This window comes from Calyptranema fuscum S582, assembly GCF_055793305.1.
Map to the genome: position 1 here is coordinate 101,587 of NZ_JBSLYH010000008.1, position 23,579 is coordinate 125,165.

A 23,579-nucleotide genomic window follows, 5' to 3' on the forward strand; every position below is an offset into this window, starting at 1 on the left:
TTCGCGCTTGAATATGTTTAGATTTTTTATTGTGTGCCGCGCTCCGCGCGGCACACAATAAAAAATCTGTGGCTTAATCAATTGAAAATGTCTGTAAGTTCCTGAAAATTATGAATGCCGCACCCAATAACCTGGAAACATCTCTACCGATTACCGATTCAACTATTCCTACAACTATTCCACCCGGTAGCCTCATTAGCATCGGGTCAGACGCATCATTATCCCCTCTAAATACATTGATTCGAGAGAGCATCAATCACTTCATGGGAACCATGCAAGATGCGATCGCAGACGAGCAAAATCAGGCGATGGGTGACGTACTTGATGAGTTGACCTTGACAATTACAGGGTTGCTTGAAACCCTGGCTGAACTCGACCCCTGATTGACTGACAAAAATGCCAGAAGGCGCATTCCACCGTAGGGTCAGGTTTTGCCGAAACGCTGACTGCAACCCGATCAGGAATTTGCTAAACCTGCCCTTACAAAGATTTGTCAGTCAATCAGGTCTATCAAGGTATTTTGCCCATACTCGTGGGTGGCGATCGCCAAAGCATTTTGAATACCGTATAACAGTAGCCCCCAACCCGTGAGGATGTCGCCTTCTCAACAGCCCATCCTCACACCCACATCATGCGTCGCTGATTTTGGCGATGAATTGGACTATGAACCGAAAGAGTTCACCTTTCAATTTACATAGCAGTCGAGGGGTTGATTAGGACAAACGTTCTCACACAACCTCCTGATTTAAACGTCTCGACGATTGCTATATCAGGATGCGACCCTACCAAATCACGACCTTTAGACCAATCCTCCTATTGGTTTTTTCAGGGAGAATCGTCATGTTTGAAACCTTTGAAACCCGTCCACGCTCACTCCTATACCTGCTTTCCCCAGATACGCTCCCAACCCACACGTTGCTGACCATGGCAGATCGAGAACGACTGCGTCAGACCGTTCAACTGATTCATCGCGCCTTTGCTACTGAATCATTGCCAGAAGCACATCGTTTCATTCGGGCTGCCCTCAAGTTAATCCACTTAACCAAAACCTCTGCCCCCCACAGTGTTGATGGCGATCGCCAATCAGACGGATTGCAAATAGAAGACTACGGCACGCATCTGGCAGTCCGCCCCTTACAAACCCAGCACCCTGCCCAATGTCTGGTCATCAATTTGCTGACTGCCTATCAAGAACTATTAACCACACCCACAGCCGATGTGCATCAGCAAGCCGATCAGAAAGCAGGATTACAAGCCTGTGTCCAGCTATTAGCCAGAGTATTTAACCTATCGGAGGACGCCGCATGATGCAGCCATCCATCGACACGACATTGCCCACTGTTTGGAAGAAAAGCCATTGGATTTACTGTGTGTTGACGCAGTATTTAACCATCTGCATTCGTCGTCATGCGATCGCAGTTGAAGCCGGTAACTTAGACAGTGCCCAACGAGAATTGGCAACAGCATTAGACCTGATTCAAGCGGCTCAACAGTCGATCCATCTGTCCTCTCCGTCTGCCTATTCATCTACCCCTGCCGATGCAACCCCAGGCTACACCATCATGCCTACACCCGATGCTCTACCCTATCTGCCAGATGACGACATTGCCTATGCTGCCATCCAGGTTGAAGTACCCATGACCGCTCATGAGGCAGTGCAAATGGTTGCTCCCAAGCCATTCGATCGCCTTTTTCCCTATTCCTGGCGAGTCATGTGGTCGGCTAAAGCGGTTTATGGACTGGGATTGCTCGTTTTAGGACTGGGTTTAATAGCATCGACGTGGGTAATTTTAGGACAACCCGGTTTTCTACTGGTTCTGGCTCAATGGGTATGGGAATTGACCTGGCGGGCAGCGATCGCCATCCTGGCATGGTTTGTTTTTACCGTTGTTTCAGAATCGGTTCACCATTAGTGCGCAAACACTAAATTTTGCAACATGGGGTGTGGGGGCTGCGCCCCCACGCAGGGGTTTCACCCCTGCACCCCGTGTAAAATTTACTTAAGTCTACTGGGGGTTGCAGGTGCCTTGCTAAAGCGGTGTGAAGCATCACCAGTCTCAATAGCGTGAAGTACAAGGTGTTGAGAGAGCCTCGCGGAGCGAGGCTCTCTCAACACCCACAATCTACTATCTGGGCATAAAGCGCTATAAACGCCTGAGGGACATGAAACCCAAAGTTTCACGTTCCATAACCGTTCCACAATGCAGTCATCCCGATCAAATTGCCCACGATCGTGGGCAATTTAATAAGTTTCTAGATTTACCGTATGCCAATCGAATAGAATCTGGCTAAGATTTAATTGAATAGGGCGTGTCTATCCCAGCATCTGCATATGACTACTGCTCGCAATCAGCCAGAGTTCTTTCCCAATGCCGCTCATGAGTGGAATGTGGAACGGTTACGTACCGATCTGTCGCAGGTCAAAGGTAAATCGTTGAGCCGGGTCGAGCAGCAAGACCTGAATGCGTTGCTGAGTGGTTACAGTCCCACAGAAATTGCCCAGATAGTCCACGTTGAATCCAGTTCGGTCAGAACGCGCCTATCGAAAGGGTTATATCGCTATATCGAGACGCTGATCAGCCGCCAAACCGGACACCCCACCTCGGTGAAAGATTGGGGTCATATCCCTCGGTTATTGGAACACGCAGGCTATCGGGTGGCGATTTCGTCGGCTGCACCCGTGCCACCCCTTTTGACACCTGCGTCTAATCATGTGGGCGAAACCAACCTCAACCTTGCGACGACTGCCTCATCTGCCCTATCGGTACAGGATTGGTGGAACCGCTGGGGCGGGGTGTTTGTCAGGCGATCGCACCAACGGGACTGGCAAGAACCCTACTTCATCGCAACCGAACTGGAGCAAATCGGTCATGCCTTGATTCGCCGGATGAATCGACTGCTCGATCAGCAAGACTACCATGCTTGTAAAGCATTATGGCAAGACATCGAAGGCTTTACCCATGTATATGAAGCCTACTGGCTACCTCGCCTGGAAATTCTTAAACAACTACGGCAATTGGCAAAGCAGCATGGCGATCGCCCCATGTTGGCAAAAACCCTGTCTGAAATTGCCTGGACATTGACATTATTGGAACAGTCTGACTCACTCGGCAAAATTAAATATCTCTTTGAAGAAGCGGCAACCGTTCAGCCATCTGAGGATGCCGTTGATCACCTCACTCTCTCGACCTATCAAGCGGTGTTCCATCTGTCTCAAGATCATATCGAAGATGCCAATCGCTGCTTGAGTCGGGTTAACACCTTGCTCAAACAAGCATCATCCAACTCCTCTGTTTTCTATCGGCATCAAATGAATCTGTTTTATTACCAGGGAGAAATTGCCTTTACAGATGGCGATTTTAATCAAGCCAAAACGCTCTATAAAAAAGCTCTCAAGTATGCCCAAAAAGCAAACTGGGTCAGGGCTACAGTAGCAACCCAAAATTGGTTAACGGCGATCGCTCTACAACAGGGAAACTTAGCTGAAGCCCAATATTTTTTAGATCTGACGCTCCCGGTTGCTCAAAGTAGACAAGACAAACGCTGTGTTTCGTTTTGCTATAAACACTATGCCTTGCTAGAGCAGGGCAAGGGAAATGCTGATTGGGCAGCATTTTGGGCAAAGCAAGCCCAGCATGGATTTACTCAACTAAACATGAACACTGAGGTACAAACTATGGCAACGTTAGCGGTGCAATCAGAGTGATAAAAGGTTTTGTTGTGTGCCGCGCTCCGCGAGGCACACAACAAAAAAAACATATCCGTGACCAGTGTTGCGAACACTAAATTTTGCAACATGGGGTGTGGGGGCTGCGCCCCCACGCAGGGGTTCCACCCCTGCACCCCGTTGTAAAACTTTTAATTAGGTCTACTAGCCAACTGGATTGCAATCCGATTGATGGTTGGAAGCGCGGTAATGCCATCCTTCCAACCAACCATCTTCAGATAGATGAAGGTTTTGATCCTACGTTGGGTCTCCGGCAGGTTTAATGCAAGCTCCCGTGGCAACAACGTTGATGGTTCGTTCAGGCGTAGGACAATGATCGACAAAATATCCAAATAAAATCTGGCAATCTTCCCGATACTTTTGGGTATTCAAAATGTGGGTATGCCAGACCGTATCGACTTCAGGGGGTGGTGTTAACTCCTTTTCTGGATACAAATGAATCAGAAACAAAAATGCCAGATAGTAAGCGATCGCTCGCATCATCCGTTGTGTATCCCAGCTTTTACCCGGATCAGAACACAACAAACTCCAAAACAAGGGTTTCAAATCAATCTGGCTGAGATTTTGCAAAAACAATTGACTATCCTTCGATAAATCTTTCGGCTTACGTTTCATGAGTACACTCCTAATCCAACTAACATGACCAACCCAAGTCCAACGCAACGGCTTCCTAACACCCGATGCCATTCGGGTAAGAGTAGGGCGCTGACCGTTCTCCTATGCGGAGATGACGCCCTGCTCCCCAGACGTAGCGTTCAGTCATTGAGACTTGCGACTTAACTGCTTATCGTTGCCAACCAGCACAACCATGCACTTCAGAGAAAAAAGAAAAAAACTTGCCAGTTTTTTAGCCTCCTCTGCATAACTTTTCCAAAAGCGACAGATAAGCAGATAACCGCAGACAACGATGCTTTATTTTTTGATCTGGAATTCCGCTATGGGAGTTGCCGCATGGTTATTAGCCTCCACCGCCAACAGAGAACAATGGATATGGATCAGGACCCCGAAGATGCCAGTATTTACCGAAAAATCATTGATGAGTTTGCTACATTTTTCATCCTCACGACCAATAGCAGAGGATATCCTCACCCCATCAGTCAACCCGACCCCCATCTGCGACGCCTGATTGAGAGCTTGATTTGCTGCGTCGAAACAGACATTGCCATTGACGGCTGGGCACGATACTTTTTGCTCATCGGTCGGCACGCGACGGCAACACAGGCAACCTCCCTCAGCGCCCTGGATGTTGCGCCCTTAGAAGCATCCCTGCGAAGCTATCTACAAGCAGCTCCCGGTTATAACTTACCCGTCCAGCAGATCTATCAAGAGTTGCGCAGACAGCAATATGACGCCCATCTGACACTGTTTATCTCGTCTGCCCCACGCGGCGTTGAGCAGATGTTGCTGGCACACTTACAAAAAATTAGTTGGGATGCTGCCAAACATACTCACTGCCTGACGCAGGGGCGATCGCAACTGCACCAGCTTTTCTCTCTGGACGATTACTTTCAAATTGCCAGCAGCAAAGTCTGTCAACCGATTCCATTTTTAAAGCACTTTCGATTTGAATCTGCCAATACCATCAAAACCTATGCCAAACGGCGATTGGTCGGCGTAATTTCAGATGCGATTCAAGCACAAGATCGGGAAGAACGTACCCACAAATTATCGCCCGATGGTTTACTCAGAACCTTGAGTAAGAAGGAAGTGGAAGAAGCACTCAAAGCCAACGGATTGTCCCCCCATGAAATCATTCATCACCGCTTGATCTGGCAAGCCTATATGGATGTGTATCAACCCACCCAAGATCGGCAAAAGCGTCTACAACCACCTACCCCAGATGAATTGGAGCGAATGTGCGATCGCTACACTCAACTTCAAACCCACTACAACGAGCAATTTGCCCCAAAAACCAACCCGCGATCGCGCAAACCTGATCAACCCAAGCCATCCACCGATCTGCACCTGAGCATGACCGTTACCAGCGGAGCTATCCAAACTAGCTTACATCGGTTGGATCAAGCCATCCGCCGTTATCGCAGTGCCGATGCCGTCCATCAACGTTGGTTTGAAGAAACTGGAGAATCCATCCCCAGCTTGTTAGATCAGGAGTGGGGAGATGAATTATCCGAATTTCATACCGCTTTTCAAGACGCATTTGCTCAACTGGATAGTATCGCTCAAACTGTTTTACAACTCTGGCTGGGACTGGGGATCAGCCAATCTGATCTAACCCAATTATTGGGATCACACCTGCACATCACAGACCAGTATCAACTCTCCCGCAAAGCTAAAAAATACAAGCAAGACGTACTGAAAACGTTTGTGCAAATCTGGAAAAATCGCTATCCTGACTTCTTCATTGCACAAGATATTCACCAGGTGATTCAGAATTTGAATGAACTCTTTGATCCCTGTTTGGAAGAGTTTTGTCGCCAAAGTTTTGACCCACCCCTCAACACCTGGTTAAAAACCGTTAGCCCCGACCAGCGATCGCTCCTATACTTGTACTATCGCCAACATCTGCCACCGGATCTGGTGGCTGAACAAAACCAACGTTTGCCTGTTGAAGTCCGCTCGATGATTGACCAGTTACAAGCGTCTGCCCGCGACCAGTTGCAATCATGGATGACCACCACCATCCCCCTTGATTGGCAAAATTGTAACAGTCTGAGTCAAAAACTAGATGCTTTTGTTGAACGCTGGTTGAGCGATCAACCTATCTAAACACTTCAACGACCCGGGAACTATTGAAAAGAGGCAAAATATCATGTTGGACTTCGAAGATTTACTCGCGATCGCACCAGAACAAACCTGGATTCCAGTATCTGAAGCCGATCACACCAATGCCCAACGACAAATCGAACCTTACGTTTACTCTCATTCAGGTGCCTACGAACGAGCCTATCGCAACTGTCTTTGCCTCCATGCCCTGCAAACCTGGCTGAGATCTGAACAAGGTCCACCCCCTCCCCACATCTGGAGTCCAACGATTACTCTGCCAGAGTTATGGGAATTTGTCGAAGGCGTTGCCTTAACCATCGCCAATACCCGGATCGTCCTCCTGCCCGAAGCAGCGCTTGATCCCACCGAATTGGTAGTGCCGCAAGAATGGGTTGATATTCCCGAATGGGCAGCTCACTACTATTTTTCAGCGCAGCTCAACCCAGAAAGTCATTGCCTGAGAATCATTGGCTATACTTCCCACAGCAATCTCAAAGCGACGGCAGCCTTTGATTTTAGCGATCGCACCTATCGTCTTTCCAGAACCAATTTGATTCATGACCTCAACATTTTTTGGATTGCCCGTGAACTGTCCAGACAGCCCGACCTGGTCGTGGCTCCGCTGGCGTCCCTCACTCCCGACCAAGTCCCGGCCTTACTCGATCAACTCAGCCAGGTCACCTACTACTCGCCTCGCTTAGAGCTTGAGTTTGCTCAATGGGCACCACTAATGGCAAACCCGACCTGGTCACATGATCTGTATCAACGGCGATCGCAAGCCGTTAGTCACAATGCGGACGCGACAACCCCTTCATCAGAACCTGCATCTGCATCTGTGATCTCTCAGGTGAGTCAGCAGATGCGCCATATTCTACAAACCGGGAAACAGGTTGTTCAAGACTTACTCGAACCAACCCCCACCTTCGCCCTGGCAAGAGGCACACAAATCACGCCCCACGGACGCTTACAACTGCAAGACTATGGGTTTGAAATCCGGTTTGCCTGCACCTTAGACGAAGAAACAGCGACCACAACCCCCGTCATCAGCATTTTGCTAGAAGTCAAACCAGAGCTAGACCAACCACTCGCCCACGAGTTACAAATCCAAATCTTTTCGGTCGATCGGGCAACCGGGTTACAGCAAGAAGAAATCGAAGACATTATTCCCATCCATACATCCAGCCCCATTGCACCGATTCCGTTAATGGGCAGACCGGGCGAACGCTTTAGTGTTGCTCTCACTTTTGCCAATGCAACCGGAGCCATCACCTTTGAAATCCGGTTAGACCATCATCAACCTGTGATTATCCCGGTTGAATCAGCTGCGTAAAATTATTGAGTATCCATCAACTAGCCGAAAGACTTACGTAAGATTACGGAATGAATGGAGGTTAGCTCAGCCTTTATACTAAGTAAAATCCTCAACTTCTCCTCTGCTTAATATCGTCACACTGGTTTGAACTAGCACTCCATCTGTGCGATCGCAACAGCAAAGCAACTCCATCAGACACTTAAGAATCAGAGATCAGCTTTTTCGCAATGATTTTGGTTCACGAACATGGTGCAGACTAACTCACTCGATGCCTTAAGAAATGGTAAAGCCAAAATCTGGTCGCTATTTGTAGGGGTCAATCGCTATCAAGATACAAGCTTGCATGATTTGAATTATGCCGCAAAAGACTGTCAAGCTTTAGCCGATGCCCTTTCGGAAGCAACCGCCCAATTTCCGCATCGCAGTGAAGGATTCGTTCATCACGACTATACTATCGGTACCCCACCGACGTTGAACGTGATTCGGCAAAGTTTAAATACAATTGCAGAAGCAGCCAGACCCCAAGACACACTCCTTTTCCACTTTTCTGGGCATGGCAAAGTGGACTCTGGCAGTCAACAGCTTTATTTGTGCTTAGCATCAACCCGTCTTAATGATTTATCTGGGACAGCTCTTTCCGTCGAAGAGTTGCTCCGCATCTTAAAGCATTCTCGTGCCAGCAATATTGTGGTGGTCTTTGATGCGTGTCGTAACGGAGATGTTGCGGTTACCCGAGGAACCGGAACGGCTGTCTTATCTCGCTCAGCGATCTCTAGCGCAAGCTCAGAAGAGGGTGGAGTTAGCTTCATTTCTCAATTGCAAACTGTTTTAGATGATTACCAGCCCGGTCGAAAAGAGTTTTGTGTCTTGTATTCCTGTATGGACGGACAGGAGTCTTGGGAGCTATCAGGAAATGTTCAGCATGGTGCATTTAGCTATTGCTTGATCCGAGGGCTGAAAGGGGAAGCTGCTGGGGATCGGGAAAGCATCACGATCGATCGCTTATTTGAATTCGTGCGAGATGAAACGGAAACCCTGGTGAGAAGCTGGAATAAGTCTCAAACCCCAGGGTGTAAACGAGAACCTCGTCACCGAGATATTATTTTGGGAATGCGATCGCCCAATACGCCTAAACCCTTGAGTAAAGACGCGCCGATCCGCGAACGTAAAAATTGGTACCACGATGAATATGAGCGCTTAGTTCGTTATCAAGGGATCTACATTGACGAAATGGCTCTGCAACGATTGAGAGACGAATCAACTTTAGATTCGGAAACAATTCAGCAGATTGAAATGGACATCAACCGCAATTATCATCCACCCTTGCTTGCTTATCAGCAGACGTTAACCGAACAGATTCAGCACCATGGGATTCCAAACGATCAAAAATTGATGCAATTACGAGAATCATTGGGAGTGAATAGGCGAGGATTTGGTGAAACCGTCTTCGAGCGAATTGAAGATCAAGTTATTAAACCGTTCATTCAACAATATCGCCAGTTTTATACCCAAGTTCTTCGTACTCATGGACTGCCTCTAACATCAAATGTCAATAAATCGTTATTACAACGGCAAGTAGAACTGAACCTCGACCATACAACCGCAAGACGCATTGCAGATGAAGAAATTCGGCGATTTCAGCAAGACGAACAAACTCTTCAGCAATTTATTTCTGATACCCTGCATCAATTGGGTGAGATTTCATCCGACGCTCTTGAAACACAGAATCAAACGTTTCAGTTTGGCAATAAATTGCTGGAAGTCATTGTCCAGAATCAGTTACAACGCTTCAGAACAGATCGAGACGCTTATGCTCAACTGATTTCTGATTATTTGCATGAGTATGGAGAACTCAATTATGACGAACTCGCCCACAACGATTGAAATCCTTAAACAGAAAAGACGGGAGCTAAATCTTGGTGACCCTGTAATTGAGCAAATTATCCAAGAAAAAGAGCAGCAATTTGAACAGCATAAGGAAGAATATCGGATTGAGTTATATCGAGATCTACGTCACTCTGGCAAAGTTGATGATATTAAACTCCAGAAAATTCAGCACCAATTAAATTTGGGAAATCCAGTTGTACAAAAAATTCTTCAGCAAGAAACTGAGCGGTTCAAACAGCATACATCTGAATACGCTTCCATCTTAAAATTTCAACTGCATCAGTCTGGACGTGCCGATCTGGAAGAGTTGCAACAATTGCAGGTCAAACGCGAGTTGGGAGATCCTGTTGTCCAGGAAATCACTCGTCTTGTTGAGCAAGAAGTCCAGGCAAATATCTCTCGATATCAACAAGCAGCCTTAACCAATCTGCATCATGATGATCACCTCGATGAAGCCAGCCTACGCCAGTTACAGGCAGAGTTAGAACTAGGCGATGCAGTTGCCAAACATCTTCAAGAAGACGCTACTAAACGTTTTGAAGATCATAAGCTTTTGCTTGAACAAGAATATGCCAAAATTCTTCAACACGAATCTCCGCCCTTTACCCCGGCAACCGAACAGGCTCTTAAAACGTTAGAAACAAAATTGGGGTTTAATGAAACTGTTGCCAGGGCTATCTTAAAGCAATACCTTCAGCGATCGGCGAAATGTGATATCTATCGGGATAAGTGGAGAGAGTTACTTCGCCATTACGATGTATTATCAGGCGCTGACTTTAGCTTAGACGCTAATGATGAAGCAGCTCTACAACCCTATCGCAAGGATTTAACGGCGCAAGAAATCCAGACGATTGAAACAGAAGCGATCGCCAAGTATCGTCAAGAGCTACAAACCTACGCCAGCGAATTTTATAAAATCCTTCAAAGCATCTATCCAGAAGCCATTCCCGAAAGCGATCGCACTGCACTCAATCGCTTACAAGAAACCAACGCCATCTTGCCGGACGTTGCCAACGCCATCGAAAGCCGCATTACGCAGGACTATCAGAAAGAATGGCGACAGCAAAATCTAGATTCGTATCGTCATGCCGTAACAGAAGCGATCGCCAGACAAACCCCAATCAGTGAAAGCGATCGCCAACAGCTCAATGCGTTGCGTCAATCTCTGAGACTGACATCGGAGGAAACTGAGTCAATCGAAGCAGATGTCATTACCCATCCACCGCGCAAAAAATTACGTACCACTCTAGCGATTTGGGCATTACTGAGTGCGATCGCATTGGCGATCGCGGCGATCGCCTATCGTGACCTGGCAATCTTGCCGGAACCTGCCAAATCAGGTTTATCTGATCCTCTAATCATCCCGACCAATAGCCCGACCAATAGCCCGACCGTCGATCCCACAGCCAGCCCAACACCGACGCCCTTAAACCCTCCCCAGGTTCATGCTTTATCCCTGGCATCCCAGCTCACGACCTTTTGGCAAGGATGGTTAAAAGACATCACAGTGCTTGCGACATCGGTTTCTCCCGGTGCGCCCGTGACTCAAGCTCAGAGGATGAGGGATGCAATCTTGAAAGCCCATTTGATTCCCAAAGATGTAGAGGAGGTGTTCCCTGACGCTCAAGCCTTGATCAATCAAACCTCTCAGCGGATGCTACAGCTGGCACAAGACTACTACAATCAGGTTGATTTAGAGGTTGCGATCGCCATCCTCAAAGAAGTTCCAGATATTGCCCCCACGTCTGCCAACGCAAAAGAATTAATTACAACCTGGCAACAGCACGCTGAGATCATCAAAGCAGTTGAAGCAGCCCTGACAGAAGGCAACCGATCAGAAGCCTTGAGCAAACTTCAGGAATTAAAAGGTACGCCCCTTTACGATACCGAGCGAGTGCAAGGGCTTCTCCAACAAGCAACACCGCCTCCTGCCCCTGCACCCCGTACCACCACTTCTTCTTCCTCTAGTTCGAGCACTCGCACAAGTTCCCCAACCCAACCTCGCTCTAGCTCCCGAACCCAGCCTCGCTCCAGCTCTCAACGTTCTTCTGGTTCCCGTTCTACTCCTTCAAATGGCTACACTCCACCCCCCCTTTAGATGGCTCTAGTATTACAAACACGAAATTTTGCAACATGGGGGTTTGGGGGCGCAGCCCCCAAGAGGGGGTTTTACCCCCTCCACCCCCTCTAAAACTTTTAAGTTGGTGTACTAGCAATGTATCTAATAGACACAATTCAAAGCTTTAAAACGGGGGTGCGGAAGTAGAACCCTTGCGTGGAAACCGCGCATCCATGCCCCATGCAGCAAAATTTAGTCCTGGCACTGCTCGCATTTCCGTCATGATCTTCCTTTATGATTTGTCATTTATATGCAACGCCAAACATTAGCCCATATAGGATTTACTCTCTTAATTTTAGGAATCAGTATTCAAGCTTCTTGGGCACAAATACAGCGATATCCCACATCTGAAGAAGCTGAAGCCGCGATCGCTAGAGAGTTATTGCCTCGCCTGCCAGAACGCTTACAACTACCGGCGTATGCTGACAACCGCACTCCTCAGGACATTCAAACAATCAAAGACTTTCAACAAAATTGGGCAAGGATTTCGCCGAATACAGCCGTGTTTTTAGGAGAATGGCACGGTTCTTCTCAAGGATCGGATCTCTTTGTAGCTGTCTATCCATCCAGTAATTCACCGGGTCGAGTTTGTGTGTTGCAGTATGAATCCAGCAGTGATACCTATCGCTTTGGACTTGGATATTTGACCTCCAATCAGCCTCAAATAAACGTGACGAGTGGTAGGAATAATATTATTCTGGTCGCAGCACTTAGACGGATTTCTGCTGACGTTGCCGCAGAACAAATGGCACAGGTAGTAGTTGATTCAAGCAGTAATCAAATCTTAGTAGGAGGGCACGTTGCGTTTCCTCGACCCTTAAGAGATCCGAGGAATTTTGTGCCGCAGCAAGAGCGTAGCAGTATTAATTTACGCAATTATGATATTGCTCATTGCACAACTAGCTTGCCGGAATTTAGAACTGGGTCATTCCCCAATACTCAAATGGCAGCGGGCGAAACGACTGCTGAGGGAGTCACGTTTCAGTTTACCGGAGCCTATGTGAGTGATAGTCCAACCAGTCAGAGTGTTGAAGCTTACTGGGCAATCGAGAATTTAGGCGATCGCCCCTTCGCCTTCTATCCTCAGCAAGTTAAAGTCGTGACTGCGAATGGAGAAGAAATCGCTTGTCCAGAGGCGGTTTTACCGGAAGGCGTGGAATCAGACATGACAGGGTGTGCTAGAACCTATCTGGATGAAGGAGCCGATGCCTTTATTGAACCCGGTGAAACGGTGACGGGACGAGTCTTGATCTTACGTCAGGCATCAGAGTTGGATGGGTTGTTTTTAATGGTGCCAGAAGCAACATCGGGCAATCGCCAGTTTCAGGTGCCGATTCAATTGGGATCTAGGATCGAATAGGTTCGCACCTTATTTTTATCAGAATCTTTAGGATCACAAAGGAATTAACCTGTAATTCTTTTTGAGGGAGCGGCGGCTCCGCCGCCGCTCCCTCAAAAAGAATCGGGTTTTATTAAATCTACGATCCTTAGCATTGATGGTAGTGATGATAGTGCTGATAAGCTGCTAAATCTCACAAGTTCAGATCCTGGGGTAACATGATGGTCATCGTCGTACCTTTGCCAACGGTGCTGTCCACCTGAATTTGCCCCTGGTGGTTTTCGACAATGACTTTGGCGATCGCTAACCCCAGCCCCGACCCAGGTTTATCAGTGCTTTCTCGACTAAATCCGGTGTGACTTCTGGCGGGATCAACCCGATAAAACCGATCAAAAATATGAGGCATCGACTCGGCTGGAATGCCAATGCCAGTATCAATAACATTCGCTTGCAATTGGTTAATTCCGTGGGATTTGATTTGCTTGAGCATGATTTGGACTTCACCGTGAGGCGGTGTATATTGCATGGCATTGCTGATCAGATTGGTAAATAGGCGAATCAATTGATCGCGATCGCCCTGGATGCAGTACACCTGATCATCTGATTCATTCGGCGTTTCAAAACTGAGTGATAGATAAATTGGTTTTTCAAAGGCGATCGCTTTTTGTTCTTCTACCAGCTCAACCAACAATTCATCCAGTGCCACCTCATGCATTTTCAGGGGGGTAATGCCACTATCCTGCCGCGCCAAAAAGAGTAAATCATCCACCAATCGTCCCAGGCGACGCGTCAGGCGTTCTACCACTTTCAACTGTTGTTGCTGAAGTTGCGGATCGGGATCGGCGAGTGCCACTTGCACATTGGTTTGGATCACCGCAATCGGGTTACGTAATTCGTGCGATGCATCGGCAGTAAATTGTTTCAAGCGTTGATAAGAATCCCGTATGGGAGCCATGGCTAAGCCAGACAGCAACCACCCAATGGCAGCCACAGCACCAACCATTAAGGCAGTGCCCAACGCCAAGTCCCAAATCAGTTGACGGCTCGGTTTGGTCACTTCAAACCAGGGATGGCTAACGCGCAAATATCCCAATACGTTCCGTCCTACCTCAATCCGGCGCGTTACCTGGCGCAGCAATTGATCCTGGGTTAGATGTACCGTTTCCCCTTCATTCACATGCAAAGGGACTGCAAGCGGTTGCGAAAAAGTCGTCCAAATCAACTCTCCGGTTGAGTTAAACCACTCCAAATCAATGTGGTCATCGTCTACAACATCGGCATTATCTCGAAAACTAGCCTCTAGATTCAGCTGGGGAGCATCAGCATCCAGTAAATCAATCACCAGCGATCGCCTGACAACCTCAACTACATGATTCAACGTATCGTCAATGCGCTCCACCAACGTACTACGGACGTAAAGATAAAATCCGCTGGCAAAGAGCAACAACAACACTGCCGTAACGCAGGTATACCAAAGAGCGAGACGGCGACGCGTAGCTTGAAACATAGACACAAACGGTAATCATGAAATAGAGCTAATCACCTGCCGCTAGCTTAGTACAACCAACGCTACAAACCCCACTCCTAACTCTTTAAGCACCAGAACAACAAAAAACTTAACATCTCTACATCTAATCAAAGTTCTGTGCTAGGGTTACAAAAAGCATTAAGATCGGTCGGGTTTGTTTGTTAAGTTTTGCAGGCATCTCTCCGAGTCTCAATCGCTACACTATCTGGTTCTGGAGAGATTTCCGAATGTCAATCTACGTGGGTAACCTTTCATATCAGGTTACGGTCGAGGATGTTACCGAGGTTTTTGCTGAGTATGGTACTGTGAAACGGGTTCAACTCCCAACGGATCGCGAAACCGGACGCTTACGCGGTTTTGGTTTCGTCGAAATGGGAACGGACGCTGAAGAAACAGCGGCGATCGAAGCATTAGACGGGGCAGAATGGATGGGACGCGACTTGAAAGTCAGCAAAGCCAAGCCGCGTGAACAAAAACCCCGTTCTTCCTCCTGGTCTGGCGGTAGCGGTGGTGGAAATAGCGGCTGGGGCGGCGGCGGCGGTAAGGGACGTAGCGATTCCTTCCGTGACAGCCGTTCTGAGCGTCGTTATTAGAACTCAGACGATAGTCCATTATATTAATTAGCAGGATTAATGAGTTACTTAAGCAACCCGTTAATCCTGTTTTTTATTAAGAATCGTAAATTAATTCGTTGAGTGAGAGCCGCGCTCCGCGCGGCTCTCACTCAACACCGTGTGTTTCACGCCAGTGAAAACTGCTAGGGTTTGGGCTCTTAAGCCGCAGCACTTTGCCCCAGTTCCGTCAGGAATTGCATGGCTTTGGCAATATAAACTGCGCAACTGTAGGGAGAGGTTGCATAAAAAGAACGCCAAGCGGTTGACTTCACTTCGTTATACCGCTCTTCATCAGCAGGATGATGCTCCAACCAGTGCAAGCGAACGGCATGACCAATCAACACATCCAGCACCACATACTCTTCTACTTGCAACGCTGGGTTTCGTTCAATAATCGCGGCAAGCTCCATCAAAGCTTCAATATTCACTTGTCGATATTCTGGAGCTTGAATTTTGTTGAGCAAATGCTCGATCCGCAAAGCAAAATTCTTTTCTCCCGGTGTCATCTCGGAAATTAGAGGCTCACTGTCCAAGCGATTCCGGCGGTCGAGCTTATCGCCGATGACTAACCCTTTACTATGCTGCAAAACTTGCCAAACATTGGGATAAAAGTTTTGCGGAACCCGGTTGAGTGCGCCATCTAGCTGACGCTTGTGCCACCAGTTCACCGCAGGTTCGCCTTCTTGAGCCGAATCTGAAATCACCCATTGAATATCTTGCTGCTGCTTCACATGGAGTGATTCTTGCTGAAGCAACGAACGATTGAGCGTGTCATAGCCGGTCAGGGCTTGATGTAAACGGGTTTTTACTTCAAAAGGACTGAGGTGCATTAATTGTTCGTACGCTTCATCCTGGGTGACGTGCAATTCTGCTGCCAGTTGGCTGGTAATCAGCAAAATCAAGTAGCCCACCCGTAGGGTCAAAAAGCCTTTGAATAAATGTGGATCTGTTTTAATTAACACACTGAGATAAATCAAAATTTCTTGGGTCAACGGGCGATCGCGTACATCCTGCCCTACAAACTCACAGATCTTATCCATCACCTCAATATGCGACATCGGGCTAACCATCAAAGACGCCTGACTGTAGGCTTTCCCTACCGAAATTTGCTTTTGTCGCACAATGATATCTGTTACCGCATCTGACAAACCCACATCGACTTTATTCAACAACCCAGCGGCTCTGCGAATGATTGCCCAAAGGCGTAGTTGAGCCGCTTTGTTGTACACTTCATCGAGTAAAGCCGCCACCGTAACAGGATGATGCGGTCCCCCCAACCCCGTATCAAACTCCAAGCCGCGTAACCGTACCAACGTTTCCAATAAATCAATCTGCTCATACAAGTTTTCTGACTGCCGTAGACTCGTCAGCAATAACGGAATGTTGGTTTCACATTCCAACATAAATTCTTGCGTACTGCTCAGTTGCCAGTTTCGCTCAGGATGAAAGGCTAAATTTTGTTTGGTTGGTAACAAGTCTTGCTCAGACGACGGGGTCAGATGGAAATCATGAATAAAGTCAATCCGTTCGCTGCCTGCGGTCAACATCAACTCTTGCAAGCGCCCAACCTTAACAATCACGCCACCGCAAATACCATCCTTCAGCTCCTGAATCAATTCCAGCAACGGCAACCGATCTTCAAACATGGCATGGGTCAACATCAGCGTCATCGTCGGGCGTCCGAGTTGATACCAGTGACGTTGAATATATGCCAATTCGCCCTTAATCTGTGCCACTAAAAAGTGGTAATCCAGGGTTAAATAAAACTGTTGCTGATCGAGACAAGACGGCAAGAAAACAATCGTTTCACCGCGAATTTTAAAAATTCTAGACGTCGTCAAGCTGCGAAGCCGACGCACAGGACGTCCGGTCAGATTGAGCTTATCATTCCGCCCAATTTGCGTATAAACCGCAGACAGTTCTCCTGCCTGTCTCACGCGGATAGGTTCAACCTGCTTTGGCGTTTGAGTTTGCACTCCGTAGGTTGCCAGTTCTGATTGCAACTCTTCGTCTTCGGCTAACAAGGCAATTTGCACCAGCGATTCAGAATGGTGCCCCAGTTTGAGATGTCGAGCAAGCGGATCGATATCCCCCGGTGCCAGCAACCGATCTTGCAATAACCGCCCCAACAAATACAAACTCTGCGCCCAGACTAAAGGAATATTGTCGTTGGGCAATCGGGTTTGGCTATGGGGATTTTCCCGTTCAGCTGCAATTTGATCAGACGGAACATAATACAGCTCTGGTAATAACCAGAATCCATCTCTCTCGACCAGCAATGATTCCAGACGGTGTTGATAATCGCTGGCTTGAGATAAATCACTGCGAAATAAAGCATCGAGCCAGAGGTAGGTAAAAAACAACGGCCATTCGCATTCAATATGCTCGAACTGCTTCAGCTCTCTGGGTTCATAATGCAAGCGGGTGACATCTTCCAACACCGTTTGATGCCCATCGCGCAAAAATCGCTTGCACCCATAGCGCCCTTGTAATTTGTTGATGATCGTGTTACGAGTTCTTTCGATCTGCACTAAATCATCAACGGCAAACGCAGGGAATCCAACGATACTTAACAACGCCGCATCAGTTTCTTTAGAGGCAGACTCTCTCGGCAGCAATGATTCTAACGTAACTCGGGCACGAGCAATTTCATCGGGCAAGACATGAATCACCGACGCCTGACTACCCCGAATGCCAAATAAATCCAGACCACTCATAGCCTCCAGTGCTGCTTTTGCCATGCCAATCGAGCTGGCATTGAGTTCAGGGTTGCCGTGGTTGATTTTGTTACCCCGTTCCCAGATGCCGTAGTCGGGAGTGCGGTAGGTTCTGCCGATATAGTAGACGAGATTTTGAATGAAATTGACTTCATCCAGAGTATAGATAATCTGCAATCCAGACGCCGTCATTTGCGCCAACATCAACAGATAGATAGACGTGGCATCGAGTTGCAAATGACCCCATTCGTCATCGCCCACGACCGTATCGGCTGTATCCAGGGCATATTTGGCATGGAGGGCGTCCAGGGGATCTTGCGTCACTTTAAAGTTTTCTACCTTGTGCGCCTGCCGCATCATGGCAAACAGGAGCCCTCGCATGAGTTTGACCACGCTGTGCTCTAGTTCGTAGGCATGCCCCTGATCGTTGTTGATCTTGCGGTAAGCAAGGGCAAGCCCCCATACAGCCAGGATGCTGTAAACGTTATCGCGAACCCAGGCGTCGGTGTAGTTGCCATGGGCAGTGATTGCAGTACTGGCAGGGATCAGCCCTGTAATGGGATTTTGACGCGCTAGAATAACGGCTTGAATTTGCCGATAGTAATCATCCAGACGGTGTTTGGGAGACCTCAGTGGCTCTTCAAATGGTTCAAAGCTAGAGGGAACAGTTGACATGTCGATTTATTCAGAAAGTCTGTGAGACGGCGTTATTGATTCTGGCAGTGAACTTGGCGATCGCGATTTCAGTTTCACATACAAATTCATTCATCCATTGACTGACCTCTCCCCCATCAGGTTCTCTGCAACCACGTCCACAGCCACTATAGCGCTTCGCGCCAGGTTATTATAAGAGAGCCGGGCGGAGCGCGGCTCTCTCACAATAACTCGTACTTCACGCCCTTGAAAATTGCTATAGATTCAGAGGTCTTAGTCTGAGCCAGATGAATGGACGTGTTAGATCCTGATACGCCTGTGCGATCGCCCATTCCAGACCCACATCAGACAAAACCAATGCAACACAAAACTCTGAAGCGGACTTGCTTTACAAGCCTACTTCAGAGCTTCAGTGTCTAGGATTCAATATCTCTAAAAACTACCCATTAAGAGAATTGCAGTCAACAGAAAAATCGATCCGATGACTAGACCAATAATGATTTCGTAAGGTGCATGATTGATCCGATCTAAATATTGATTCACCTTGTGGTCGCGCTCTTCAGGATGCCAAATCATTGGTTTCATAATTTTCACCTGTTTGAGTTTTTCAGTATGGGTTAATAAACATGACACTCCTCACCGTGCCAGGATCTCCACATTGATAAAGCCAAGCTTTGCTTTAGACATAGGGCATCACTGCCCTGCTAAAACAAGATGTATTCTATAGCCCGACGCCATTAAATTGGGATAGATAGCGTGTTGAAACGATATGCTAAAGGAATCGTTTCCATACCGACCATCCTGAGGTCTGAGTGCGTAGCGCTATTAATAAATAGTTTCGATCCTTAGGTTTTTAATTTTAAGTTGCCTTTTGGGTTCAGCTGGCAAAATAGAGAAAATCTTGATGCTTGTTATCAAAAAGTGATGTCATTTAGTTAACCAAAACCATGGCTGAATCTGGGATGAATTTGCAGAAAATAACGCGCCTTGCGCCGCAAAGCATTCACCGACCCGTTAAAATTGCCAGATGAGCAATTAACCCAGCTGAGAACGCCAGGTCTTCCACGCCAAAATCATCGCCATCACCCCGGTTGGCAATAGCACGCTAATCAAGGCAACCGTTGCCGTTGCTGGAATATTGAAATAGGGCAAGCCATACTTAATGGCGATCGCCAATCCAGCAGACGCAATCAAAATTTTGATCACTACACTTAAACTGTCATTCATCAGAATCGTTTCACCTCTGATTGATTCAGATCTATACCAATTAAATGGAAGTCACGGCTGATCAGGCGGTATGGGGGCACTGCCCCACACCCAACGTCTTAACGTGAGTACGTAAAGCTATATTCATTGAAACAGAACTTCGGGATCTTTTTTCTAAAAAAATCCCAGTTTTGTGGAGGTGCGGTGGAGCCACGCCATGCCAAAACTGGGATCTTATAGCGCTTTGCGCCTGGGTAAATTGAGAGTGCGACGGCAGAGCCATCGCACGTTCAAAAAGAATTGCAGACTAAACTTTATGGCGATCGCGACGCTTCAATCGTCGTTGGGGAGCTTGATAGTACACTTCGCTACCCTGATCCGCGACAAAGTAACACTTGCGGTACGCCTGCCATAACGCTTTCCAGATGGGGTCTGGACAAACCCGATAGTATTCTCCTAAAACGGGTTTAATTGCTTCCGTTGCCTCTAACAGATGGTAATGAGGGATGCTAAGAAAAATATGATGTGCCACATGAGTCCCAATATTGTGATGAATGGGATTCACAAAGCCATAATCTTGATCAATCGTAGACAGCGCACCCTTGAGAAAATACCAATCTTCGCCACGATACCAGGGAATATCGGCATCCGTGTGGTGCAGAAACGTGACCAAATCAAGCCACATCACAAAGACGATGTAGGGCATCAAGTAATACTGCAACAGAAACACGAAGCCAAACTGTATCCCCAAACCGACCAGAAACACCAACATCAACGTCCAGCAAATCGTGCTGGTTAACACATCCCATTTTTCATGGGGACGAAACAAGTGTCGATTGGGCAGAAAATGAGATCCTTGTTTCCCAGGCGATCGCCGAAATAGGTAGAGCGGATAGACAAACAAAATTAAGTGAAATCGAGCTAACTTCTCGTACCACGACATTTGCTTGTACTGGCTTTCGGTCACGGGATACCAGCTTTCGTCCGTTTCAATATTGCCCGTGTTGGCATGATGGGTGCGATGGCTAATTCGCCAACCGTGATAGGGCACCAGCAACGGCGTGTGGCTGAGATGCCCAATGATGTGATTGAACCAGCGATATCTTGAAAAGGAACCATGCCCACAGTCATGCCCAACGACAAAGAGCGCCCAAAACATGGTGCCTTGCATCAACCAAAAAATGGGAAAAAACCATACGCTGTTCAGCGTGGCAGCTACCCAATAGAGAAGTGCAATAATCCCAATATCTAAGAAAAAGTAAGATAGAGATCGCCCTAAATTTGACTGAAAACAATGCGCTGGAATAGCGCTGCGTACATCTTGTAGGGTGAATGGTAAAGACTGGCGTACAGAAGAATGGGTAAATAGGTTAGAGGTCACGTTGTCAAGTTTCTAAACAAAATATACAAGGCTAGTAGGTGAGAATCCTCACTGAGCAAGAGTTCCCAAATACTGTCTGGCTTAACCGCAGTGCAATTGTGGTTTCTGTATAAAACAAAACCCAACATTTATTTTTGGAGGAGAGGTATTGCCAAACCTCAAAAACAAACCCTGGGTTTTATCCAATCCACAATCTTAAATAGACCTCTTGCACGTTAAGTTTTTGAGGTTAGGTTGGGCGGGGGCAAAGTCCCCGCCCAACCTAATCTGAAAGAGATCTAATACCTAGTCGTCAGTTATTGTAGGGCTTAATGGGTCTTCATAAATAAATGTAACAGCAAATCTAATAAAAATTTCACCAAAAAATAAGGCGAACCTGGCTCGATTTAATATACTTGTACTACAGCGCTTCGCACTCGGCTAGAACCAGATCGTGTTTCGAAAACTATGCGCCACATGGCTTTCAAAATATAATCTATCCTCTACTCGACTGAAAACCGCTAGAGACAAAAGTTGTGTGAGAACCCGCGCGGAGCGCGGGTTCTCACACAACCCCCTGATTTAACCGTCTCGACGGTTGCTGTATGTGAAAATGTTACTCCGTGCCACTTTTCAACACAGCACCTGTCCCGACTCGATGGCGTAAAGCGATGGTGCCGATAACGGTTGAGGGATTGTACTCTCCTAGAGAAAATTATGAGTTTAATTACCAGGCGATTGTCGCTTACCGAACTCAGCCAACAGATTTTGGACATGGCAAAAACTGGCGTTTACCGAGAATCGGTGTTTGAAGCACTGCACCCGCTGGCGACCAAGCAGCAAATTCGAGAGGCGATCGCCCATGCCAAACGCTTTGGGTTGCATTCGGTCGCTAATCTGCGCGATCCGGAGTTAGGCACTTACTACCAGCTCGATCTGGTGAAATATCAAACAACCCAGTCAGCGCTCCATTCTGCCGCAACGATCGGCAACGATGCCGATCTGGTGCAACGCATCACCAACGCGAACCAAACGTTGGCTAGAATGCTGGCGATCGCCAAAAGTTCAGCGCTATTATTGGCGATCGCCGGATTTGTCTGCCTCTCCGTTGGCAACTCCCAAGTGAGCCTGGGCTGCTTCTGTGCCGCTCTCAGTGCCGCAGGCATCTGGGCAATGCAACACCAGTTAACAAAGAACTAGTGTTGCAAACACGAAATTTTGCAACATGGGGGTTTGGGGGCTGCGCCCCCAAACTCCCTCTAAAACTTTTAAGTTGGTGTACTAGGTGAAATTTAGTGTGGGTGCCGCGCTCCGCGCGGCACCCACACTAAATTTCATCGCGATCATCAGCGAGCCGCTATGCATTCTCAAACCCACGCAATACATTCACCGTATTGATGCCAATTTCTTCGACCGCATACCCTCCTTCCATGACAAAAAGAGTCGGTTTCCTTAACGAAGCGATCGCTGCTCCAATTTTTTGATAATCCTGCTCTTTAAGTAAAAACTTAGAAATAGGATCTTGTTCAAACGTATCCACCCCTAACGATACCACCAACGCATCCGGAGCATAGATCTGAATCTGTTGTAACGCTTCGCTTAGCGCTGCCGTATACGTTGTCCAGGTCGTTCCCCAGGGCATCGGATAGTTGTAATTAAATCCTTCCCCCATACCCATACCTTTTTCATCCTCATACCCTAAAAAAAAAGGATATTCCTGAAGCGGATGCGCATGTAACGACACAAATAATACGTCTGGTCGATCATAAAAAATCGACTGGGTGCCATTGCCGTGGTGGTAATCAACATCTAAAATAGCAACCCGTTCTGCACCCCCATCTCGTAACGCTTGAGCCGCGATCGCCGCATTATTAAAAAAACAATAGCCCCCGTAAAAATCTCGTGCAGCGTGGTGTCCGGGCGGACGACATAAGGCGAATACCGATCGCTCTCCCCGTCGTAACCAGGACTGTCCCGTAAGCGCCACATTAGCCGATGCCGTAATAGCCTGCCAGGTGCCTGCGGTAATGGGTGTAGCCGCATCAAACGAGTAATAACTCAGCTTGCCATCAATCACATCGGGAATGCGATCGTGACGCATGGTTCGCGTTGCCCAATTCAGGGGTAAGGCATCATACGCCCCATGCTGGTCTACCCAGTCATCCCAGGCAGTTTGCAAAAACTGGACAAAGGCTTCGTCATGAATTCGCAGGATCGGTTCCAGCCCAAAATCGTTGGGAGATAACACTTCGCCCAGCCCAGACTGTTGCACTTGCAACAAGATCATCTCAACCCGTTTGGGGCATTCAAACGCCGGGACAAACTTACCATCAATCAGTTCGCATTGAGCATCCTGGAATTGATGATCTGAGCTGTAAATAGTGAGCATACC

General features: G+C 47.6%; 19 protein-coding genes. 12 read left to right on the forward strand and 7 right to left on the reverse strand.

The features are described from left to right. The first annotated feature begins 110 nt into the window (after positions 1 to 110). The 4 genes from ACR6Z4_RS07860 (at position 111) to ACR6Z4_RS07875 (ending at position 3,706) form a co-directional block, all read left to right on the forward strand. The gene (locus tag ACR6Z4_RS07860) at positions 111 to 383 is read left to right on the forward strand and encodes a hypothetical protein (protein ID WP_479716687.1); all 273 of its coding nucleotides are present in this window, start codon (positions 111 to 113) and stop codon (positions 381 to 383) included. Positions 384 to 840: 457 nt separating this feature from the next. After that, the gene (locus ACR6Z4_RS07865; RefSeq protein WP_479716688.1) at positions 841 to 1,308 is read left to right on the forward strand and encodes a hypothetical protein; all 468 of its coding nucleotides are present in this window, start codon (positions 841 to 843) and stop codon (positions 1,306 to 1,308) included. After that, positions 1,305 to 1,913 carry a hypothetical protein gene (locus ACR6Z4_RS07870; protein ID WP_479716689.1) on the forward strand — a complete coding sequence of 203 codons (609 nt, stop codon included), beginning with the start codon at positions 1,305 to 1,307 and terminating at the stop codon, positions 1,911 to 1,913. The genes ACR6Z4_RS07865 and ACR6Z4_RS07870 overlap by 4 nt, the downstream gene beginning before the upstream one ends. 419 nt (positions 1,914 to 2,332) lie before the next feature. Next, entirely contained in the window at positions 2,333 to 3,706 is a 1,374-nt protein-coding gene (locus ACR6Z4_RS07875) for a hypothetical protein (protein ID WP_479716690.1), read from the forward strand. 258 nt (positions 3,707 to 3,964) lie between these two features. On the opposite strand, the gene ACR6Z4_RS07880 is transcribed toward ACR6Z4_RS07875, so the two are convergent. Then, entirely contained in the window at positions 3,965 to 4,342 is a 378-nt protein-coding gene (locus tag ACR6Z4_RS07880) for a glycine-rich domain-containing protein (protein ID WP_479716691.1), read from the reverse strand. 336 nt (positions 4,343 to 4,678) lie between these two features. On the opposite strand from ACR6Z4_RS07880, the gene ACR6Z4_RS07885 reads away from it, so the two are divergent. The 5 genes from ACR6Z4_RS07885 to ACR6Z4_RS07905 all read left to right on the forward strand — a co-directional run bounded on the left by ACR6Z4_RS07885 (position 4,679) and on the right by ACR6Z4_RS07905 (position 13,129). Beyond that, complete coding sequence (locus ACR6Z4_RS07885) at positions 4,679 to 6,454, forward strand: hypothetical protein (RefSeq protein ID WP_479716692.1); 1,776 nt, start codon at positions 4,679 to 4,681, stop codon at positions 6,452 to 6,454. Between the two features lie 43 nt (positions 6,455 to 6,497). Beyond that, positions 6,498 to 7,781 carry a DUF1822 family protein gene (locus tag ACR6Z4_RS07890; RefSeq protein WP_479716693.1) on the forward strand — a complete coding sequence of 428 codons (1,284 nt, stop codon included), beginning with the start codon at positions 6,498 to 6,500 and terminating at the stop codon, positions 7,779 to 7,781. A gap of 228 nt (positions 7,782 to 8,009) precedes the next feature. Further along, the gene (locus ACR6Z4_RS07895; protein ID WP_479716694.1) at positions 8,010 to 9,647 is read left to right on the forward strand and encodes a caspase family protein; all 1,638 of its coding nucleotides are present in this window, start codon (positions 8,010 to 8,012) and stop codon (positions 9,645 to 9,647) included. After that, positions 9,622 to 11,748 carry a hypothetical protein gene (locus tag ACR6Z4_RS07900; protein ID WP_479716695.1) on the forward strand — a complete coding sequence of 709 codons (2,127 nt, stop codon included), beginning with the start codon at positions 9,622 to 9,624 and terminating at the stop codon, positions 11,746 to 11,748. The genes ACR6Z4_RS07895 and ACR6Z4_RS07900 overlap by 26 nt, the downstream gene beginning before the upstream one ends. Positions 11,749 to 12,019: 271 nt before the next feature. Further along, the gene (locus ACR6Z4_RS07905) at positions 12,020 to 13,129 is read left to right on the forward strand and encodes a hypothetical protein (protein ID WP_479716696.1); all 1,110 of its coding nucleotides are present in this window, start codon (positions 12,020 to 12,022) and stop codon (positions 13,127 to 13,129) included. Positions 13,130 to 13,301: 172 nt separating this feature from the next. Here ACR6Z4_RS07905 and ACR6Z4_RS07910 read toward each other — a convergent pair whose 3' ends face one another. Next, positions 13,302 to 14,615, reverse strand: coding sequence for a sensor histidine kinase (locus tag ACR6Z4_RS07910; protein ID WP_479716697.1), 1,314 nt, complete (start codon positions 14,613 to 14,615; stop codon positions 13,302 to 13,304). 248 nt (positions 14,616 to 14,863) lie between these two features. Here ACR6Z4_RS07910 and ACR6Z4_RS07915 point away from each other — a divergent pair, with 248 nt between their 5' ends. Beyond that, positions 14,864 to 15,229, forward strand: a complete 366-nt coding sequence (locus ACR6Z4_RS07915; protein WP_479716698.1) for an RNA recognition motif domain-containing protein — start codon at positions 14,864 to 14,866, stop codon at positions 15,227 to 15,229. Between the two features lie 179 nt (positions 15,230 to 15,408). Here the strand turns inward: ACR6Z4_RS07915 and ACR6Z4_RS07920 are convergent, their stop codons facing one another. Beyond that, complete coding sequence (locus ACR6Z4_RS07920; RefSeq protein ID WP_479716699.1) at positions 15,409 to 18,642, reverse strand: phosphorylase b kinase regulatory subunit alpha/beta; 3,234 nt, start codon at positions 18,640 to 18,642, stop codon at positions 15,409 to 15,411. A 270-nt stretch (positions 18,643 to 18,912) separates the two neighbouring features. Here ACR6Z4_RS07920 and ACR6Z4_RS07925 point away from each other — a divergent pair, with 270 nt between their 5' ends. Continuing rightward, entirely contained in the window at positions 18,913 to 19,041 is a 129-nt protein-coding gene (locus tag ACR6Z4_RS07925) for a hypothetical protein (RefSeq protein ID WP_479716700.1), read from the forward strand. Positions 19,042 to 19,053: 12 nt separating this feature from the next. On the opposite strand, the gene ACR6Z4_RS07930 is transcribed toward ACR6Z4_RS07925, so the two are convergent. The 3 genes from ACR6Z4_RS07930 to ACR6Z4_RS07940 form a co-directional block, all read right to left on the reverse strand. Next, the gene (locus ACR6Z4_RS07930) at positions 19,054 to 19,206 is read right to left on the reverse strand and encodes a hypothetical protein (protein ID WP_479716701.1); all 153 of its coding nucleotides are present in this window, start codon (positions 19,204 to 19,206) and stop codon (positions 19,054 to 19,056) included. A 450-nt stretch (positions 19,207 to 19,656) separates the two neighbouring features. Further along, positions 19,657 to 19,848: a hypothetical protein gene (locus ACR6Z4_RS07935; protein ID WP_479716702.1), complete on the reverse strand. Its 192-nt coding sequence runs from the start codon at positions 19,846 to 19,848 to the stop codon at positions 19,657 to 19,659. A gap of 286 nt (positions 19,849 to 20,134) precedes the next feature. After that, entirely contained in the window at positions 20,135 to 21,208 is a 1,074-nt protein-coding gene (locus tag ACR6Z4_RS07940) for a fatty acid desaturase (RefSeq protein WP_479716703.1), read from the reverse strand. A gap of 696 nt (positions 21,209 to 21,904) precedes the next feature. Between ACR6Z4_RS07940 and ACR6Z4_RS07945 the strand changes: the two genes are divergently transcribed. Beyond that, the gene (locus ACR6Z4_RS07945) at positions 21,905 to 22,387 is read left to right on the forward strand and encodes a hypothetical protein (RefSeq protein WP_479716704.1); all 483 of its coding nucleotides are present in this window, start codon (positions 21,905 to 21,907) and stop codon (positions 22,385 to 22,387) included. Between the two features lie 157 nt (positions 22,388 to 22,544). Here ACR6Z4_RS07945 and ACR6Z4_RS07950 read toward each other — a convergent pair whose 3' ends face one another. Then, on the reverse strand, positions 22,545 to 23,576 hold the full coding sequence (locus ACR6Z4_RS07950; RefSeq protein WP_479716705.1) for a histone deacetylase family protein: 1,032 nt from the start codon (positions 23,574 to 23,576) through the stop codon (positions 22,545 to 22,547). Positions 23,577 to 23,579: the final 3 nt, after the last annotated feature.